General features: G+C 69.0%; 16 protein-coding genes and 1 tRNA gene. 6 read left to right on the forward strand and 11 right to left on the reverse strand.

What is annotated here, in order from left to right; all coding sequences use genetic code 11:
- The first annotated feature begins 25 nt into the window (after window positions 1-25).
- Complete coding sequence (gene der / locus HD592_RS06175) at window positions 26-1,498, forward strand: ribosome biogenesis GTPase Der (RefSeq protein ID WP_184452570.1); 1,473 nt, start codon at window positions 26-28, stop codon at window positions 1,496-1,498.
- Window positions 1,499-1,550: 52 nt separating this feature from the next.
- On the opposite strand, the gene HD592_RS11910 is transcribed toward der, so the two are convergent.
- The 3 genes from HD592_RS11910 to HD592_RS06185 all read right to left on the reverse strand — a co-directional run bounded on the left by HD592_RS11910 (window position 1,551) and on the right by HD592_RS06185 (window position 4,074).
- Window positions 1,551-2,405 (reverse strand): FAD:protein FMN transferase, encoded by an 855-nt coding sequence (locus HD592_RS11910; protein ID WP_407822373.1) that lies wholly within the window; start codon window positions 2,403-2,405, stop codon window positions 1,551-1,553.
- Window positions 2,398-2,538 (reverse strand): FMN-binding protein, encoded by a 141-nt coding sequence (locus HD592_RS12600; protein ID WP_184454505.1) that lies wholly within the window; start codon window positions 2,536-2,538, stop codon window positions 2,398-2,400. The genes HD592_RS11910 and HD592_RS12600 overlap by 8 nt, the downstream gene beginning before the upstream one ends.
- A gap of 150 nt (window positions 2,539-2,688) precedes the next feature.
- Window positions 2,689-4,074: a ferredoxin reductase family protein gene (locus HD592_RS06185; protein WP_184452572.1), complete on the reverse strand. Its 1,386-nt coding sequence runs from the start codon at window positions 4,072-4,074 to the stop codon at window positions 2,689-2,691.
- Window positions 4,075-4,227: 153 nt separating this feature from the next.
- Here HD592_RS06185 and HD592_RS06190 point away from each other — a divergent pair, with 153 nt between their 5' ends.
- From HD592_RS06190 to HD592_RS06200, 3 genes are all read left to right on the forward strand, one after another.
- Window positions 4,228-4,731 (forward strand): methylated-DNA--[protein]-cysteine S-methyltransferase, encoded by a 504-nt coding sequence (locus tag HD592_RS06190; protein ID WP_184452574.1) that lies wholly within the window; start codon window positions 4,228-4,230, stop codon window positions 4,729-4,731.
- Between the two features lie 123 nt (window positions 4,732-4,854).
- Entirely contained in the window at window positions 4,855-5,781 is a 927-nt protein-coding gene (locus tag HD592_RS06195) for an ABC transporter ATP-binding protein (RefSeq protein ID WP_184452577.1), read from the forward strand.
- Complete coding sequence (locus HD592_RS06200; protein WP_184452579.1) at window positions 5,778-7,424, forward strand: ABC transporter permease; 1,647 nt, start codon at window positions 5,778-5,780, stop codon at window positions 7,422-7,424. The genes HD592_RS06195 and HD592_RS06200 overlap by 4 nt, the downstream gene beginning before the upstream one ends.
- Before the next feature lie 290 nt (window positions 7,425-7,714).
- Here the strand turns inward: HD592_RS06200 and HD592_RS06205 are convergent.
- Window positions 7,715-7,788: transfer RNA gene (locus tag HD592_RS06205), tRNA-Pro, on the reverse strand.
- Window positions 7,789-7,898: 110 nt separating this feature from the next.
- On the opposite strand from HD592_RS06205, the gene HD592_RS06210 reads away from it, so the two are divergent.
- Both HD592_RS06210 and HD592_RS06215 read left to right on the forward strand, forming a co-directional pair.
- Complete coding sequence (locus tag HD592_RS06210) at window positions 7,899-9,758, forward strand: glycoside hydrolase family 2 protein (RefSeq protein ID WP_184452581.1); 1,860 nt, start codon at window positions 7,899-7,901, stop codon at window positions 9,756-9,758.
- 56 nt (window positions 9,759-9,814) lie between these two features.
- Window positions 9,815-10,990 carry an aminotransferase class I/II-fold pyridoxal phosphate-dependent enzyme gene (locus tag HD592_RS06215; protein WP_184452583.1) on the forward strand — a complete coding sequence of 392 codons (1,176 nt, stop codon included), beginning with the start codon at window positions 9,815-9,817 and terminating at the stop codon, window positions 10,988-10,990.
- A 25-nt stretch (window positions 10,991-11,015) separates the two neighbouring features.
- Here the strand turns inward: HD592_RS06215 and cmk are convergent, their stop codons facing one another.
- Genes cmk through HD592_RS06250 form a run of 7 tightly spaced genes read right to left on the reverse strand, consistent with a single transcriptional unit; the run spans window position 11,016 to window position 16,875 of the window.
- Complete coding sequence (cmk, locus tag HD592_RS06220) at window positions 11,016-11,747, reverse strand: (d)CMP kinase (RefSeq protein WP_184452585.1); 732 nt, start codon at window positions 11,745-11,747, stop codon at window positions 11,016-11,018.
- A gap of 35 nt (window positions 11,748-11,782) precedes the next feature.
- Window positions 11,783-12,922, reverse strand: coding sequence for a prephenate dehydrogenase (locus tag HD592_RS06225; RefSeq protein ID WP_184452587.1), 1,140 nt, complete (start codon window positions 12,920-12,922; stop codon window positions 11,783-11,785).
- Window positions 12,919-13,668: a pseudouridine synthase gene (locus HD592_RS06230; protein ID WP_184452589.1), complete on the reverse strand. Its 750-nt coding sequence runs from the start codon at window positions 13,666-13,668 to the stop codon at window positions 12,919-12,921. Before HD592_RS06230 ends, HD592_RS06225 begins: the two co-directional genes overlap by 4 nt.
- Window positions 13,665-14,237 (reverse strand): SMC-Scp complex subunit ScpB, encoded by a 573-nt coding sequence (scpB, locus tag HD592_RS06235; RefSeq protein WP_184452591.1) that lies wholly within the window; start codon window positions 14,235-14,237, stop codon window positions 13,665-13,667. Before scpB ends, HD592_RS06230 begins: the two co-directional genes overlap by 4 nt.
- A complete protein-coding gene (locus HD592_RS06240; RefSeq protein ID WP_184452593.1) occupies window positions 14,230-15,063 on the reverse strand; it encodes a segregation and condensation protein A in 834 nt (277 codons plus the stop codon). Before HD592_RS06240 ends, scpB begins: the two co-directional genes overlap by 8 nt.
- Window positions 15,047-15,910 (reverse strand): ParA family protein, encoded by an 864-nt coding sequence (locus HD592_RS06245; protein WP_184452595.1) that lies wholly within the window; start codon window positions 15,908-15,910, stop codon window positions 15,047-15,049. The genes HD592_RS06240 and HD592_RS06245 overlap by 17 nt, the downstream gene beginning before the upstream one ends.
- Window positions 15,911-15,924: 14 nt before the next feature.
- On the reverse strand, window positions 15,925-16,875 hold the full coding sequence (locus tag HD592_RS06250; RefSeq protein WP_184452597.1) for a tyrosine recombinase: 951 nt from the start codon (window positions 16,873-16,875) through the stop codon (window positions 15,925-15,927).
- Between the last annotated feature and the right edge of the window lie 153 nt (window positions 16,876-17,028).

The raw sequence follows: 17,028 nt of genomic DNA on the forward strand, positions 1-17,028 counted from the left end.
GCGCTCCCGGTAGGATGAACGGGTGATGGATAACGATTCTCCCCAGGTCCCCGCGTCCGAGGACGATGAGCTTCGCGCGTCCGCGATGCTCCGCGGACTCGAGCAGTTCGACCTCGACGAGGAGGATCTCGCGATCCTCTCGGGCGACGCCGATGACGCGGGAGGCGCCGATGACTCCTTCGGCCTGCCGGTCCTCGCGATCGTGGGGCGCCCGAACGTCGGCAAGTCGACCCTCGTCAACCGGATCATCGGCCGACGCGAAGCCGTCGTTCAGGACACCCCCGGCGTGACGCGCGATCGCGTCTCCTACCCGGCCGAATGGGCCGGCCGGGATTTCACCGTGGTCGATACGGGCGGCTGGGAGATCGACGTCAAGGGCCTCGACAAGTCGGTGGCCGACCAGGCGGAGATCGCGGTCGATCTCGCCGACGCCGTCCTCCTGGTCCTCGATGCGACGGTCGGCGTCACCGCCTCGGACGAGCGGATCGTGTCGATGCTCCGCGCGAAGGGCAAGCCCGTGGTCCTCGCGGCGAACAAGGTCGACTCCCCCATGCAGGAGGCCGATGCGGCGAGCCTGTGGAGTCTGGGGATGGGCGAGCCCTTCGCCGTCTCGGCCCTTCACGGACGCGGTACCGGTGATCTGCTCGACGCAGTGATGGAGGTCCTGCCCGAGGAGTCCTCCGTCGCTTCAGCGCTGCCCGAGGGCGGCCCCCGCCGCGTCGCGCTCCTGGGGCGCCCGAACGTCGGGAAGTCCTCCCTGCTCAACGCCCTGGCCGGTTCCGAAAGGGTCGTCGTCAACGAGCTCGCGGGCACGACCCGTGATCCCGTCGACGAACTGGTCGAGCTCGACGGCAGGCTCTGGTGGTTCGTCGACACGGCGGGCATCCGCCGGAAGATGCACAAGACGACGGGTGCGGACTACTACGCGTCCATCCGGACTCAGGCGGCCCTCGAGAAGGCCGAAGTCGCCCTCGTCCTCTTCGACGGCTCCGCGCCCCTGACCGAGCAGGACGTGCGCGTCGTGCAGCAGGTGGTGGACGCCGGTCGCGCCCTCGTCATCGTCACGAACAAGTGGGATCTCGTCGATGAAGAACGCCAATCCGCTCTCAAGGCGGAGATCGAGCGCGAACTCGTCCAGATCTCCTGGGCGCCGCGCATCAATCTGTCGGCGAAGACCTCGTGGCACACGAACCGGATCACCCGGGCCCTCGACACGGCCCTGACCGGATGGGACACGCGGATCCCGACGGGTCGCTTGAACGCCTTCCTCGGTCAGCTCGTCGCCGCGCACCCCCACCCCCTGCGCGGGGGCAAGCAGCCCCGCATCCTCTTCGCCACGCAGGTCTCATCGAGGCCGCCCCGTTTCGTCCTCTTCACGACGGGGTTCCTCGATCCCGCGTACCGCCGATTCATCGAGCGGCGCCTGCGCGAGGAGTTCGGCTTCGAGGGCACGCCGATCCAGCTGTCCATGCGCGTGCGCGAGCGCAAGCGCAAGTAGGAGCCGCCCGCAGTGCCTCGGCCCTGCCCGCTTCCGGCGGGGAGGGCTCGTGTCACCCGTCCGCCTCAACCCCGGCGGCGCATGAGCCGAGCCGGATGAGGGAATCGCCCTCGACGAGGAGGGCTCCCCATCGCGTGACGGGCCGGTATCCGCGGATGTCCGTCCGGGCGAAGGCGTCGAACCACCGCGCGCCCTGACGGCCGTCGATGAGGAGGGCTGTTGCGAGCGCATCCGCAAGGCCCGCGTCCGGTCCGACGACCGTCGCTTGGCGCGCCCTCGCCGGGGCCGGGCCGCGGACGGTGACGTGCCCGTCCTGACGGGTAAATCCCGAGGTCGCGACTCCACCGCGGGACCCGTCGAGGTCGTTCGGGTCGGCCGAGTCGAGGATCGCGCACAGCGAGGTCGGCGCGTCGGGGTGCTCGATGCCGATCCGCCACGGGCCGGCGGGCCCTCGGCCGCGGGTCGCGATGTCACCGGCCGCGTTCACGCAGATGTCGCGGAGGCCGTAGTCGACTGCGGCATCGGCGAGCCTGCCCGCTCCCCACCCCTTGACGTAACCGGAGGGATCGAAGCCGCCGGGGGCCGTCCAAGCGTCGAACGCGCCGCGAGTGATCTGCCTCGCGCGCTCGAGGGCGTCGAGGACGCCGAGCATCTCGGCTTCATCGGGGTCCGCGGGATCGAGGCCCACCGGCGTGCGGGCTCCTGATCGCAGTGCGCTCGCGATCGACTCCGGCCGCCATGTCGAGAAGATCCGGTCGATCCGCTCCGCTTCGGCGCGCAGGCCGGGCAGGGCCGCATCGAGGAGTCCGCCGATCCGCTCGGCGCTATCGGCGTCGTAGGGGGCGTCGACCGTGATGACGGTCCCCCAGCATTCGATGAATCGGCGTGCGAGGCGCGTCTCAGGCATTGAAGCCCGCCTGGTCGAGCGCAGACTGGAGGGCTTCCTTGAAGCCCTCGGAGGTGAAGGAGGCGCCGCTGATGGAGTCGACCTGAGCCGACTGGGCGGCGATCGCTTCGGAGACGAGGGCGTCGTGGCCGATTCGCTGCTCGTCTCCTCGGCGGCCTCGGCGGACGAGGCGAGCTGGCGTCCGGCGGGGCTGAAGCTGAGGACTGCGGTGAGTCCGGCGATGGTCGCGCCGGTCGCGAGGATCGCGCGGAAGGTGGGGGTCGGTGCGGTGGTCATGATGTCCTCACATGTCGAAGGATTCGATGTGGACGCGATCGGCGGGCACGCCGAGGGCGCGGGCGGCGGTGCGGACGGAGTCGAGGAGGGCCTCGGGTCCGCATGCGTAGACGTCGATGGAGCGGGGGTCGCGGATCGAGGGGGCCAGGGAGGCCGCGTCGATCGGGTGCTGCGTCCTCGGGCCGATGAGGGTGCGGACGCGGACGTTCGGGAGCGCATCGAGGGCGGTGAGCTCGGCGCCGAATGCGAGGCCCGCGGCGTCGCGGCTGCGCACGAGCAGTTCGACCTCGTGGGTGGGGGCGAGGGATTCGGCGAGGGCGCGCATCGGGGCGATGCCGATGCCCCCTGCGATGAGGAGCGCGCGCGGGGAGCGCGCCTGCGAAGAGGTCATGACGCCGTACGGGCCTTCGATGAAGACGCGGGTGCCGACGGGCACCCCGGCCGTGAGGCTGGAGGCGTCTCCGAGCGCCTTGACGGTGATGCGGAGCATCGAGCCCGTCGGGGGTGCGGAGAGGGAGTAGGGGTGGCCTTCGAAGAAGAGCCCCCTGTGCCAGAAGCAGACGGTGAGGAACTGCCCGGCCCGGGCGCCGAGCGAATCGAGGCCGCGTCCCGAGATCCACACGGAACAGGCATCACGGGACTCGGCGACGACGGCCGCGACGCGGAAGTCGTGGACGATCGAGGAACGGATCGGGACGATGACGCGCCAGATGAGGACTGCGACTCCGACTGCGGTGTAGAGCCCGACCCACCAGATCCGTCCGAAGCCGGAGAGGAAGGGGCCGCCTGAGAAGATCTGGTGGCCGAAGGCGAACGCGATGCCGAGGTAGGCGTAGAGGTGGATCGTCCACCACGTCTGGCGCGCGAGGCGGCCTCGGATCCTCTTCCACGATGCGAGGCCGAGGGCGAGGAAGCATCCCGTGGCGACGAGTGCGAGGAGGAGCCACTGATCCGACAGGATGAGCGCCCAGCCGTCGCGGATCCAGTCGCCGCCCCACACCGAGGCGGGGATGACGAGGACGACATGGAGCACGACGAGCCAGAGGGCCCAGGGGCCGAGCAGCTTGTGGGCGGCGACGAGGCGGTCCTGGCCGATCGCGCGCTCGATGAAGGGTGCTCTCGAGATGAGGAGGAATTCGACGAGGACGAGGTAGGTGCCGGCGCCGGCGGCGAGGCTCGAAACGGCGCTGAGGACGCCGGCGGCGGTGAAGGTCAAGGGGCTCAGGGCCATGAGGGTCAGGCCGAGCGTGATTCCGAGGCCCGCGCCGCACAGTGCGACGAGCAGCGGATCGACGAAGCGCTTCGGCGGGGCGCCCGCGCTCCTTCTCGCTGCGCGCCCGGCCGTGCGCGCGAGATCGGGCAGCGCGGGCGAATACGGGAGGGGTGCTGTCATGGGAGCAAAACTACGGGCCCCTCCTGTGCGCCCCGGGGTCGTGGACTGTGACTGGGCTATGAGACGGGCCGGGGATGAGCGGCGGCGCGGCGTCCCATGGCGTAGCCTCGACTCTGTACCGCGAAGCCCTCGAACGCCTTGAGGAGTGCTGCCATGCTCACCTGGACGACGACTTCCTCTCCCCTCGGCGAGCTCATGCTCATGGCGACTGAGAAGGGCATCGTCCGGGTCGCCTTCGAACGAGAAGGCTTCGGCGCGGTGCGCGAAAGGGTCGCCAGGGCTCTGGGAGCCGGGCTCGTCGAGGACGCCCGCCCATTCGCAGAGGCGGAATCCCAGCTCGACGGCTACTGGTCGGCGGGCCGAAGAGCCTTCGACCTCCCCCTCGATTGGTCGTTGACAAGCGGATTCCACGGCGAGGTTGAACGCCTGCTCCCCTCGATCCCCTACGGTGAAACGCTCACCTACTCCCGCCTCGCCGCGCTCGCCGGGCGCCCGAAGGCGCATCGGGCGGCGGCGAGCGCCTGCGCGCGCAATCCCCTCCCGATCATCGTCCCCTGCCACAGGGTCACGCGTCGTGACGGCGGCCTCGGCGGCTACCTCGGAGGGATCGACGCGAAGCGCTTCCTGCTCGATCTCGAAAAGGCGGCGACCCGCTGATGCCGGCCCTTTAGGGGCGAAGATTCGGGCTCGGGGCGGGATCGACTCGCCTTCACCGGGACGGAGGCGGTCTTAGGATTGATTGCAGGCCGAACCCGTGCGGCCCGGAACGAAGGAGTCGCGATGCCGAACTCTGAGTCAGCGATCGTCGTCCACGAGCTCGTGAAGAGTTTCGGGAGGGTCCGCGCCCTGCGCGGCCTCGACCTCGAGGTGCCGAGGGGGACGGTCACCGGGTTCCTCGGGCCGAACGGCTCGGGGAAGACGACGACGATCCGCATCCTCCTCGGCCTCCTCAAGGCCGACGGCGGCGAAGCGCGACTGCTCGGGGGCGATCCCTGGAAGGACGCGGTGCGTCTGCATCGTTGCCTCGCCTACGTGCCAGGGGACGTCACCCTGTGGCCGAACCTCACCGGGGGCGAGGCGATCGACATCCTCATGCGCTTGGCCGGTCCTTTTGAGAAGGGGCGCAAACAGGCGATGCTCGAACGCTTCGACCTCGACCCGACGAAGAAGGCCCGCACCTACTCGAAGGGCAACCGGCAGAAGGTCGCCCTCGTCGCCGCCCTCGCGTCCAGGGCCGAACTCCTCATCCTCGACGAGCCGACGAGCGGACTCGACCCGCTCATGGAGGCGGCGTTCCAGGAATCGATCCGCGAGCTCACCGCCGAGGGGCGCTCGGTGCTGCTCTCGAGTCACATCTTCTCCGAGGTCGAGTCGCTCGCCGATACGGTGACGATCATCCGCGAGGGCCGTACCGTCGAGTCCGGTTCGATCGCCGAACTCCGCCACCTCACCCGCACCCGGATGAGCGTCGGGCTCGACTCGGGCGTCGACGTCCTCGCCTCGATGCCCGAGGTCCACGACCTCGTCGCCGAGGGCGCGCACGTCTCCTTCTCGGTCGATGATGCCGACATCCCGCGCGTCCTCGCGGCCCTGGCGCCGCTCGGCCCCGCGTCGATCGTCGCGAACCCGCCCTCGCTCGAGGAGCTCTTCCTGCGGCACTACGGCGACGAGCTCACGGCGCGCACGAACGCGGCGGGTTCGCGATGAGCGCCCCGGCGCACGCCCTCGTGAGGACGACGGGCATCGGCGTCCCCGATCGGGCGATGGCGGGGTTCGGGACGGCACTCGCTCTCGCGTGGCGGCGCAACCGCGTCCGGCTCGGCGTGTGGCTCCTCTCCCTCGTCGGCATGTACGCCTACATCGCCGCCTATTACGCCGAGACCTTCACGACTGCGCGCGCCCTCGAGGACTACGCTGCGCTCTCGGCGACTCCCGCCATGAAGGCAATCACGGGCCTGTCGAAGGCGGCCGACACCCTCGGCGGGGCGGTGTGGACGAAAGGATGGATGACGATCGCCCTTTCGCTCGCGATCGGGTCGGTCTTCCTCATCACGAGGTCGGGGCGCGCCGACGAGGAGGCCGGCCGGACCGAGCTGCTGCGCGCGGGAGCCCTCGGCATCCGGGCCTCGTCTCATGCGAATGCGTTCCTCGTCGCGCTCCTCGCGGCGGCCGTCGGCATCGGATTGAGCGCCGTGTCGCTCCTGTGGGGCCTCGATCCGGCGGGGACGGGGATCTCGGGCTCGCTCGTCCTCGGCGCTTCGACGACCGGCATCGGACTCATGGGACTCGGCGTCGGCGCCCTCGCCGGGCAGCTCGCGAGGACCTCCCGGGGCGCGAACGCGCTCGGTTCCGCGACGATCATCGCCTTCTACGTCCTCCGGATGATCGGCGACCTCGGGCCCGAGTGGTTGACGTGGCTCTCCCCGATCGGATGGGGCGTGAGGATGCAGCCGTATGCGGACGACGATTGGGCTCCTTTCGCCCTCATGCTCGCCCTGGCCGCATTCCTGCTCCTCGTCGCGCGGACGATCGAATCGAGGCGCGACCTCGGCACCGGCCTCCTCCCCGGAAGACTCGGACGCGCCGGAGCGCCCGCTTTCCTCGGTTCGCCCCTCGGCCTCGGATTGCGCCTCCAAGGCAATGCGATCCTCGGGTGGACGCTCGCGATCGGCCTGTCCGGGATACTCTTCGGCTCGCTCGTCGAATCGATGACCTCGCTTCTCGACAATGCGGGAGGGAACGTCGACGCTCTCCTTCGCGGGAGCGGGGTGACGGCCCTCGTCAGCCTCCTCGTCTCGGTGATGGGACTCCTCACGATGGTCTTCGCCCTTCAATCGGCCCTCACCCTGCGGGGCGAGGAGGCGGGCGGGATCCTCGAAGCGCAGTTCGCGGGGGCCGTATCGCGGCGCCGGTGGGCGCTCGAGCGGCTCCTCATCCCCGCGTGCGGTTCCGCACTGCTCCTCCTTCTCGGGGGCGGGCTTCTCGGCGGGGTGTACGGTGCGTCGATCTCGGACGCCTCTCAGGCGGGGGCTCTCGCGCTCGCCTCCCTCGCCTACTGGCCGGCCGTCATGGTCTACGTCGGGATCGCCGTCGTCCTCTGGGCGTTCCTCCCCCGTCTCGCCGTCCCGATCTCCTGGTCGTTCGTCGCGGCGACCTGGTTCCTCACGGTGTTCGGCGAGGTGTTCTCCCTCCCCCGGAGGCTCCTCGACGCTCTCCCGTTCGCGGCGACGCCGTATATGCCGATGGAGTCCTTCGATGCTCTTGCGCTGCTCGGGCTCGCGGCCGCGGCGCTGCTCCTCCTCGTCATCGGCGTCGAGGGCTTCGCCCGCCGCGATCTCACGGGCGCCTGAATCGGATCCGGCGGGATGTCCTGCCGGGGCACTCGATCCCGGCAAAGACGCTGGGTCATGGGCTGTTCACGTCATTGAGCGATTATCAGCGCGCTCCTTCCCCCGTGTGCGGCTTAGGTGCAGCGGTGAAGGCATCCGAGCCGGACGGCTTCCACAGACCATCGAGGCAGACTCTCGCGAGCTCGACGAAGGGGATGAGATGCAGGAAAGGAAGAGGGTTTCGTCAACCTCCCATTGACCGAAAAACGACGAAGCCCGGAACCTCAATCCTTGAGATTCCGGGCAAATCGTCGGGCTGGCGGGATTTGAACCCACGACCCCTTGACCCCCAGTCAAGTGCGCTACCAAACTGCGCCACAGCCCGTATTCAGTTCGTCGCTCACCGCGACCAGATGATGATAGCCCAGGCAGGGCGTGCAACGCCAATCGGCAGCACCGCGCCGTTTCACTGATTCGCCGCAGTTCGGAGCCAATATGATCGAAGTCATGTCGACGACCTCGTGCCTCGTGACCCCGTGGGGCGAGGACCTGCCGGAAATCCCCCTTCCCGAATACCCCAGGCCGATGCTCCGCCGCGCTCAGTGGCGCTGTCTCAATGGGCCGTGGCGCTACGCCGTCACGCCCATGACCGACGTCGGATCATCGGGCGCGGCCGAACCGCATGTCGAGGCATGGGACGGCGACATCCTCGTCCCCTTCGCGATCGAGACCCCGGCCTCGGGGGTCGAGCGCGCACTGAACCCTAACGAGTTCCTCCACTACGAGCGCGAAGTCGAGATCCCCCGGGCGTGGCGGGGCCGGAGGATCGCGATCAACTTCGAGGCAGTCGACTACCGATGCGCGGTGTGGATCGACGGTGTGCTCGTCGGAACGCATCGGGGCGGATACCTGCCCTTTTCAGTGGAGGTGCCGGACTCCGGGCGTGAAACGATCCGGGTCCGAGTCGGGGTCGTGGACCCGAGCGACTCGGGACGCCAGCAGCGCGGCAAGCAGGCGCTCGCGCCCACGACGATCTGGTACCGGGCGACCTCGGGAATATGGCAGACCGTCTGGATGGAGCCCCTGCCCGACAACCCCCTCACAGGCGTGAGGGTCCGGACTCACGACGATCTCGAAACCATCGAGCTCTTGGTGACGACACGATCCGAGGGCGTTCCCGTCAAGGGCGTCATCGAGCTCCCGGAAGGCGACGACCTCGCCTTCGAGTGCATCTCCGGCGCTCCCCGCTCGATCCGCATCCCCGATGCGCGCCCGTGGACGCCCGACGATCCCCACCTCTACCGTCTGCGCATCGAGACCGAGGACGACGAGGCCGAATCCTGGTTCGGAATTCGCACCGTCAAGATCTCGGATCCCGCCCCGAAGGACGCGCTCTCCAAGGAGAAGTGCAGGTCCGGGCAGGGGCGGTGCATCCTCCTCAACGGGAGGCCCTTCCTCCTCAATGCGCCCCTCGACCAGGGGTATTGGCCCGAATCCGGAATGACTGCGCCCGGCGAGGACGCGCTCGCCTTCGACCTGCGAACGATGAAGGAGATGGGGTTCAACGGCGTTCGCGTCCATATCAAGGTCGAGTCCCGCCGTTTCTACCACCTCGCCGACCGGCTCGGCCTCGTCCTCGTCCAGGACGCCGTCTCCGGGGGCAAAGCGCCGCTCAACATCAAGATGTCCGGGGTCATCCAGGCCCTCGATGTCTCGAGCCCGGATCGCTCGCGGATCTTCGCCTGGCGCACGGGGCGGAACCGGATCGAGGACCGGCGCGAATTCCTCTCCGAGTGGGTGGCGACGATCCGTCATCTCGAAGCCCACCCCTCGATCCTCGTGTGGGTGCCCTTCAACGAAGGATGGGGGCAGTTCGATGCGCGCGCGGTCGACGCGCTCACCCGGGCGAATGATCCGACCAGGCTCGTCGATGCGGCTTCCGGCTGGTTCGACCAGGGCGCCTCCTGCGGCGACTTCCGATCCCGCCACCGGTACGTCCTCAAACTCGTAGCGCCGACGCACCGCGATCCGAGGCCCTACTACCTCTCCGAGTTCGGCGGGCTCAACCTCGCCGTCGAAGGCCATACTCGCGAGGGGCTGCTCCCCTTCGGCTACGGCTTCCACGACGACGCCGAATCCCTCGCACGGGCCCTGACCTCCCTCTATCGCGAGCAGCTGATCCCGCTGGCGAGCAAGGGGCTCACTGCGGCGACGTACACGCAGCTGTCCGACGTCGAGCAGGAGACGAACGGGCTCGTCACCTACGACCGTCGGATCGTGAAGATCGATTCCGCGCTCGTCGCGCGGCTCAATTCCGAACTCCGGACGGCGTTCGCACAGGCCAATCCGGCTTGAGCGGCCATCGGCGAAAGGCCCACGTCCGCGCCTGCGGCGGATGGGAGAATCCCCCCATGACGAATCTGTCCCAACGGGCCCTCAACTTCCAGCCCTTCTACGCCATGGCCGTGGCCGCGCGGGCCGGCCGACTCGCCGAGGAAGGCGCCGACGTCATCCGCCTCTCCCTCGGCGAGCCCGATTCCGGGGCCCCGCCGAAAGTCCTCGAGGCGCTCAAGAGGATCGGCGCGGAGCAGCGCCCCCTCCCCTACACGGACGCCCTCGGCCTGCCCGCGCTCCGCGAGGCGATCGCGAAGCGGTACGGGGAGCTCCACGGCCTTGAGATCGCGCCCGAACGCGTGTGCGTGACCGCCGGCGCCTCCGCTGCCCTGCTCCTCATCTCGGCCGCCCTCGTCGATCCGGGAGACGAGGTCCTCCTCGGCGACCCCTCCTATCCGTGCAATCGTCAGTTCCTCGCGGCCTTCGGCGCCGATGTCCGTCTCATCCCCACGAGCCCCGCGAGCCGTTTCCAGCTCGATGCGGATCTCGTCGAGAGCAATTGGAGCGAGAAGACGCGCGGCGTGCTCCTCGCCTCGCCCTCGAACCCGACCGGCACCTGCGTTCCGCCTCAGGAACTCGGCAGGATCTGCGACTTCGCGGCGCGTCGTGACGGATGGCGCGTCATCGACGAGATCTACCTCGAGCTCGCCGACGACCTTCCGGGAGGGGGTCGCCCGGCCACGGCGCTCACCATCGATCCGGGGGCCGTCATCATCTCGAGCTTCTCGAAGTACTTCGGCATGACGGGGTGGCGCCTCGGCTGGACGATCGTCCCCGAGGACATGGTCGAAGCCGTCGATCGCCTCTCGCAGAACCTCCTCATCTGCGCCCCGACGCCCGCCCAGATCGCCGCGCTCGAATGCTTCACGCCGGAATCGCTCGCGTGGTGCGAGGAGCGCCGGGAGCTGTTCTCGCAGCGCCGGCGCGCCGCGGCATCGGCGCTTTCCGGGCTCGGCCTGACGGTGCCCGTGGCACCGGACGGGGCGTTCTACGTGTACTTCGACGTCACGAGGACCGGCATGAGCGCCGACGAGTTCTGCACGCGGGCCCTCGAAGAATGCCACGTCGCCCTCACCCCGGGCCGTGACTTCGGGCCGCTCACAGCGGATACGCACGTGCGGCTGTCATGCTCGGCCTCGATCGAGGACATCGAGGAGGGCATCGCCCGCCTCGCCCCGCTCGTCGCGGGCTGACGGGCGCGCCCCCTGAGCGGGGGCGTCAGCGCCCTGCGCGCGCCTCGAGGTCCTGATCGACGAGGGCGAGGACCGCCTGCGTCACCCCGTCGATCCCCAGGCCCGTCGAGTCGACGACCTCGACCCCCTCGGCGGGGGTGAGGAACTGGGAGACGGTGGAGTCCGCTTCATCGCGCTTCGTGATCTGCTCGCGCACCGCCTCCATGAGCTCCGGCGTCGCCCGCCCGTGCAGCTCGATCGTGCGGCGGCGCAGGCGCTCCTCCTCGTCGGCGAGGAGCAGGACGCGGACATCGGCATCGGGGCACACGACCGTCGTGATGTCGCGCCCCTCGGCGATCATCCCCGAGCCGCGTTCGCGCGCCTCCATCATGCGGCGCCGCTGCTCGACGGCCATCCAGCGGCGAACGCTGAGATTCGTGGACACCTTCGGGATGGCCAGGGCGATGCGCGGCTCGCGGATCGCCCGCGTCACGTCGATTCCGTCGACGCGGTAAACAGGGGCGTCGGGGTCCGCGTGCATCTCAAGGGGCATCGCATCGGCGGCTGCGCGCACGGCCGCCTCATCGTCGAGGTCGATGCCCCTGTCCAGGGCGAACCAGGTGAGGGCCCGGTACATCGCTCCGGTGTCGAGGTAGCCGATCCCGAGCCTGCGGGCCAGCGCCTTGGAGATCGTCGACTTGCCCGAGCCCGCCGGCCCGTCGATCGCGATCGTCATGCCCGAACGGGCGATCTTGAGCCGTCTGAGTGCATCGTCCATGAGCTGAGCCTTCCTGGGAGTTCCTGCCCGGCGCTTCAGAGCGCGTGCGTGATGAGGCGCCATCCGCGCCTTTCGAGTTCGGCCTCGGCGGCTGCGATCCTCGACGGGTCGACGCAGACCCGCGCCAGGCCGACGGCCTGGCCCGCCGAGTGCTCCAGGGCCAGGTCTTCGATATTGACGTCGATCTCGCCCAATTCGGTGAACAGGCGCCCGAGCTCGCCCGGCTCGTCGGGGATGAGGACCTCGAGCTCCGCATAGCGCCTCGGCGCGCCTCCGTGCTTGCCCGGGATCCGTGCGACGCCGGCGTTGCCCGCCTGCATGACGCGATTGACGGCTCCCACGCTTCCGCCGCGCAGGGGGCCGCGTTCGGCCGCCGCGCGAAGGTGGACGAGGAGCTCGTCGAGGTCGCTCCGCACGTGCTCGAGCACCTCGACGACCGGACCGGCGTTGCCCGCGAGGATCGCCGTCCACAGGCGGGGGTCGGAGGCTGCGATCCGGGTCGTGTCCCTCAGACCCTGACCCGCCAGGCCGAGGCTCTCGCCGCGCGCCTCGACGAGGCGGGCCGCCAGGAGCGAGGAGAGCAGCTGCGGCACGTGGGAGACGAGGGCGACCGATTCGTCATGGGTCGCGGCATCCATCTCGATCGGCACGGAGCCCACGTCCGTTGCGAGGGTGCGCGCGGCGAGGACGGCCGCGGGATCGCAATCCGGGTGGGCGACGACGACCCAGGGCCGTCCGTAGAAGAGATCTGCGTCGGCGCCACCCGCGCCGGAGCGCTCACGGCCCGCCATCGGATGACTGCCGACGTAGCGGCGCGCGAGGGAGGGGTCATCCGCGGCGGCTGCGAGGACGCCCTCGACGACGGCCGACTTCACCGAAGCGACGTCCGTGACGACCGCGCCGGGGAATTCCCTCAGCGCCTCCACGACGCACAGGTCGGCGACGTCAGGCGGGGCCGCCACGACGACGAGGCGAGGTTCGGCGGTTGCGGCTTCGGCGAAGGGAGTGCCGGCGCCGATGTCCTGGGCGAGCCGCAGGGCCGTCGGCGAGGTGTCCCGGAGCATGACCTCAACGCCTCCGGCCCGCAGTGCCAGGCCGAGGGATGCTCCGAGAAGGCCCGAGCCGATGATGAGCACGGGCCCCCGCGTGGCGAAGGGGCGTGAGGAGGCGCTCACAGGCCGACGGTCGAGTAGAGGGCCTTGAGGGCGTTCCCCTTGACGCGGCGGGAGGTCCCCTGCTGGAGGTTCCCGAGCCGGATCGGGCCGAAGGCCGTGCGGACGAGTTCGCGAACCGGGTAGCCGACCTCGGCCATCATGCGACGGACCAGGCGATTGCGGCCCTCGTGGACGACGATCTCGACCGTCGTGATCTCACCGTAGGTGTCGACGACGCGGAAGGAATCGACCTTGATCGGGCCGTCCTCCAGTTCGATGCCGTCCATCAGGCGCCGCTTCACATAGGGCTTGACCTCGCCGTGGAGTCGGGCGACGTAGGTCTTGGGCACTTCATAGCTCGGGTGCGTCAGGCGGTTCGCCAGCTCTCCGTCATTGGTCAGCAGCAGCAGGCCGGAGGTGTCAATGTCGAGTCGGCCCACGTGGTACAGCCGCTCCGGGTAGTCCACGATGAGGTCGGACAGAGTGGGCCGGCCCTCAGGGTCGCTCATCGTCGACACGGTCCCGACCGGCTTGTTCACGGCCAGGACGACGTGGCGCGTTTCATCGAAGAAGACGCGCTCGCCGTCGACGTGGACCGCCTGGGTCATCGGGTCGATGCGAATGCCCTGCGAGCGCACCACCTGACCGTCGACTTGCACCCGGCCGTCCTCGATGAGCTGCTCGGCGGCGCGGCGCGAGGCGACGCCCGCCTGCGACAGGGCCTTCTGCAGACGGATTCCGCCCTCGACGTAGGGATCGTTCCTCACAGCTGTTCCTCCAGTTCGTCCAGCTCCTCGCCGGTCGGTAAGTACGGCGCCAGGGGCACCAGGTCGTCGAGGGATGCGAATCCCATCTTCTCGAGGAACTCGCGCGTGGTGCCGTACAGCCTGGCGCCCGAGTCGGATTCCCCGACCTCTTCGACAAGTCCCCTTGTCACTAGGGTACGCACCACGGCGTCCACGTTCACGCCCCGAATATGCGAGATGCGCGACCTTGAGATCGGCTGCCGGTAGGCGATGACGGCCAGGGTCTCGAGGGCGGCCTGCGACAGGCGCGATTGAGCGGTGCCCACGATGAAGCGCCCGACGAGGCCCGCCCATTCTCGGGCGGAGTAGATCCGCCAGCCGCCGGCGTTCTCACGGAGCTCGAAGCCGGCCGGGCGCCTGCCGCCCTCGCCCCGGTACAGGGCGGCGAGGGCGCGCAGCGCCGACTCGGCCTCTTCGACATCGATGCCGAGGGCGTCGGCGAGGTCGAGGGCCGCGACGGGCTCGCTCACGACCATGAGAATCGCCTCCAAGGGGGCGAACAGTTCTTCGGATTCGTGCGGTTCAGGCATCAGCGCTCCCCTGTTCTCCCGGGTCCTCGGTCGCATCGATGTCGGTGAAGTCGACGTCCTGCGCGTTCCCGCCCGCCCATACGAGGACGAGCTCGCCCAGGGGCTCGTCCTGGGCGACGTCGAGGACGCGCCTGCGATAGAGCTCGAGGACGGCGAGGAAGCGCGAAACGATGACGGGCGTGGTCGCAGCGTCCTCGACGAGCTCGTGGAAGGTCATCTTGCCGAGTCGGGCGAGTCTTTCGACGACGATTCTGGCCTGTTCGCGCACGGGCACGACGGGATCGTGAAGGTGAGCGGTGACCACCTGCGGCTCGGCCGAGCTGAAAGCAGCGGCGGCGGCCCTCACGAGGTCCAGCGGGCTCGCCGTCCACACGAGCTCGGGCAGCAGGGCTGCGAACTGCGGTTCCAGGGGCGCGGTCCGCGGGATGAATCCCGCGTTCTCCTCGAGAGAGGCGGCGATCTGCGCCGATGCGCCTTTGAAGGCGCGGTATTGCAGCAGCCGGGTGAAGAGCAGATCGCGCGCTTCCAGGTCCTCGACCGCGAGTTCGCGGTCGATCTGGGTGCTGGGGAGCAGGCTCTGCGCCTTGAGGTCGAGCAGCGTCGCGGCGACGACGAGGAACTCCGTGGTCTTGGACAGATCCGGGAACATCCGCATATGCGCGATGAACTCATCGGTGACCTCCGCCAGGGCCACTTCGGTGATGTCGAGGCGTTTGCGCGTGATGAGCTGGAGGAGCAGGTCGAAAGGGCCCTCGAAGACGTCGAGGGCGACGTGGAAGTCGTCGATCGCCCCTTGACGGGCCTCGGCCTCAGGCGGCGTCACCACGGGCGATGAGCTCCCTGGCGAGCCTGCGGTAGGCGCGGGCCCCGGGGTGGTTGGGCGCATAGGTCGTGATGGGCTCGCTCGCGACGCTCGCATCCGGGAACTTGACGGTCCGACCGATTCTGGTGGTGAAGACGAGATCCCCGAAGGCCTCGTCCAGGCGGTCGAGCACCTCGCGGGAGTGCAGGGTGCGCGAATCGACCATGGTCGCGACGATGCCGTCGATCTTCAGACGGGGGTTGATGCGATCGCGGACGGTCTCGATCGTCTCGACGAGCAGCGCCACGCCGCGCAGGGCGAAGAACTCCGCTTCAACGGGCACGATCACGCCGTGGGCGGCCGTGAGAGCGTTGACCGCGAGGAGGCCGAGCGAAGGCTGGCAGTCGATGAGGATCACGTCGTACTGGTCTTCGATGTGCCGGAGCACCCTGGCGAGCGCGGACTCGCGCGCGACTTCGTTGACCAGTTGCACTTCCGCAGCGGACAGATCGATGTTCGCCGGGATGATGTCGAGCCCCTCGACGCTCGTGCGGCACACCGTCGTATGGACATCGGCCTTCGGATTCATGAGGAGGGTGTAGATCGTGTCCTCCATCTCCAAGGTGTTGATCCCCAGACCGACCGAGGCCGCGCCCTGCGGATCGAAGTCGACGATGAGGACCCGCCTGCCGTACTCGGCGAGGGCCGAACCCAGATTGATGGTGGTGGTCGTCTTGCCGACGCCGCCCTTCTGGTTGCACATCGCGATGATCCGAGCCGGCCCGTGCCCGCCGAGGGGCGCAGGGATCGGGAAGTCATCGGGGTTCTGACCGATCTCACCGGGCAATGCGAGCTGTACGTCGTTCGTCACATTGCGATTCTAGGTCATTGAGGATGCGTTTCACCCTTCGCGAGTGCTCTGGGATGGCTCGAGCGGTAGACCTCGAGGAGCATCGTCGGGGTGACCTTCGTGTAGATCTGGGTGGTCTGGACCGAAGCGTGCCCCAAGAGCTCCTGGACATCGCGGATCGAGGCGCCGCCCTCGAGAAGATGCGTTGCGAAGGAATGCCGGAGCGTATGGGGCGACACGTGTCCGTGAAGGCCGGCGGCGTCGGCCGCCTTCTGAATGACCTCCCATGCGCTCTGGCGCGAGAGGGGGGCTCCGCGGGAATTGAGGAAGACGCTGGGCGTCCCCCTCCCCTTGCTCGCCAGGGAGGGCCTCGCCCGTACGAGGTAGGCGGCCAGGGCGTCTTGAGCCATCGATCCCAGCGGGACGAAGCGCTCCTTGCGGCCCTTCCCGTAGAGGCGCACGACGGGGGTCTCGTCATCGAGGTCGAGGTCGTCGATCGTCAGTCCGAGGGCCTCGGATACTCGGGCGCCCGTCGCGTAGAGCACTTCGAGCAGGGCCGCGTCCCTGAGTGCGCATGCGTCGTCGCCGAGGCGGGCGGCTTTCAGGAGGGCGTCGACCTGATCGACGGAGAGCGCCTTGGGCAGCCTCATCCCCTGCTTCGGAACGTGAAGGCCCGCCGCCGGGTCGTGCGCGGTGACGCCCTCGGCGACGAGGAACTTGTGGAATCCGCGGATCGCGGCTGATGCCCTGGCGACGGTGGAGGGGGCTGCGGGTTTGCCGCTGAGGACTCCGGAGGCGAAGTCGGCGAGGTGGCGTTCGACGTCCTGCGGGCCGACTGCGCCGGGCGTCCCGATTCCGCGTTCTTCGAGGTCGATGCGATAGCGGTCGAGGTCGCGGCGGTAGTTCGAGAGGGTGTGAGGCGAAGCGCCCTTCTCGATCCGCAGGTGGCTGAGCCACTCGCGTTGCAGCTCCTCGAACTCGTTCACATGACGACGATACCGCGGAGGCCGAAGGGCATGGGTGCGCGGCGGTGCGTGGGCGTACGATCACACTGAGGTAGCGCTGGATCTGCCCACTCCATTTTCGCTTTTCTTTCGCTACACTTTCATAAGAAAACACCCTGCTCCGAAGAAGGGGCC

Origin of the sequence: Schaalia hyovaginalis (genome assembly GCF_014208035.1) — a bacterium.
In the GTDB taxonomy this organism is placed as follows: Bacteria; Actinomycetota; Actinomycetes; order Actinomycetales; family Actinomycetaceae; genus Pauljensenia; species Pauljensenia hyovaginalis.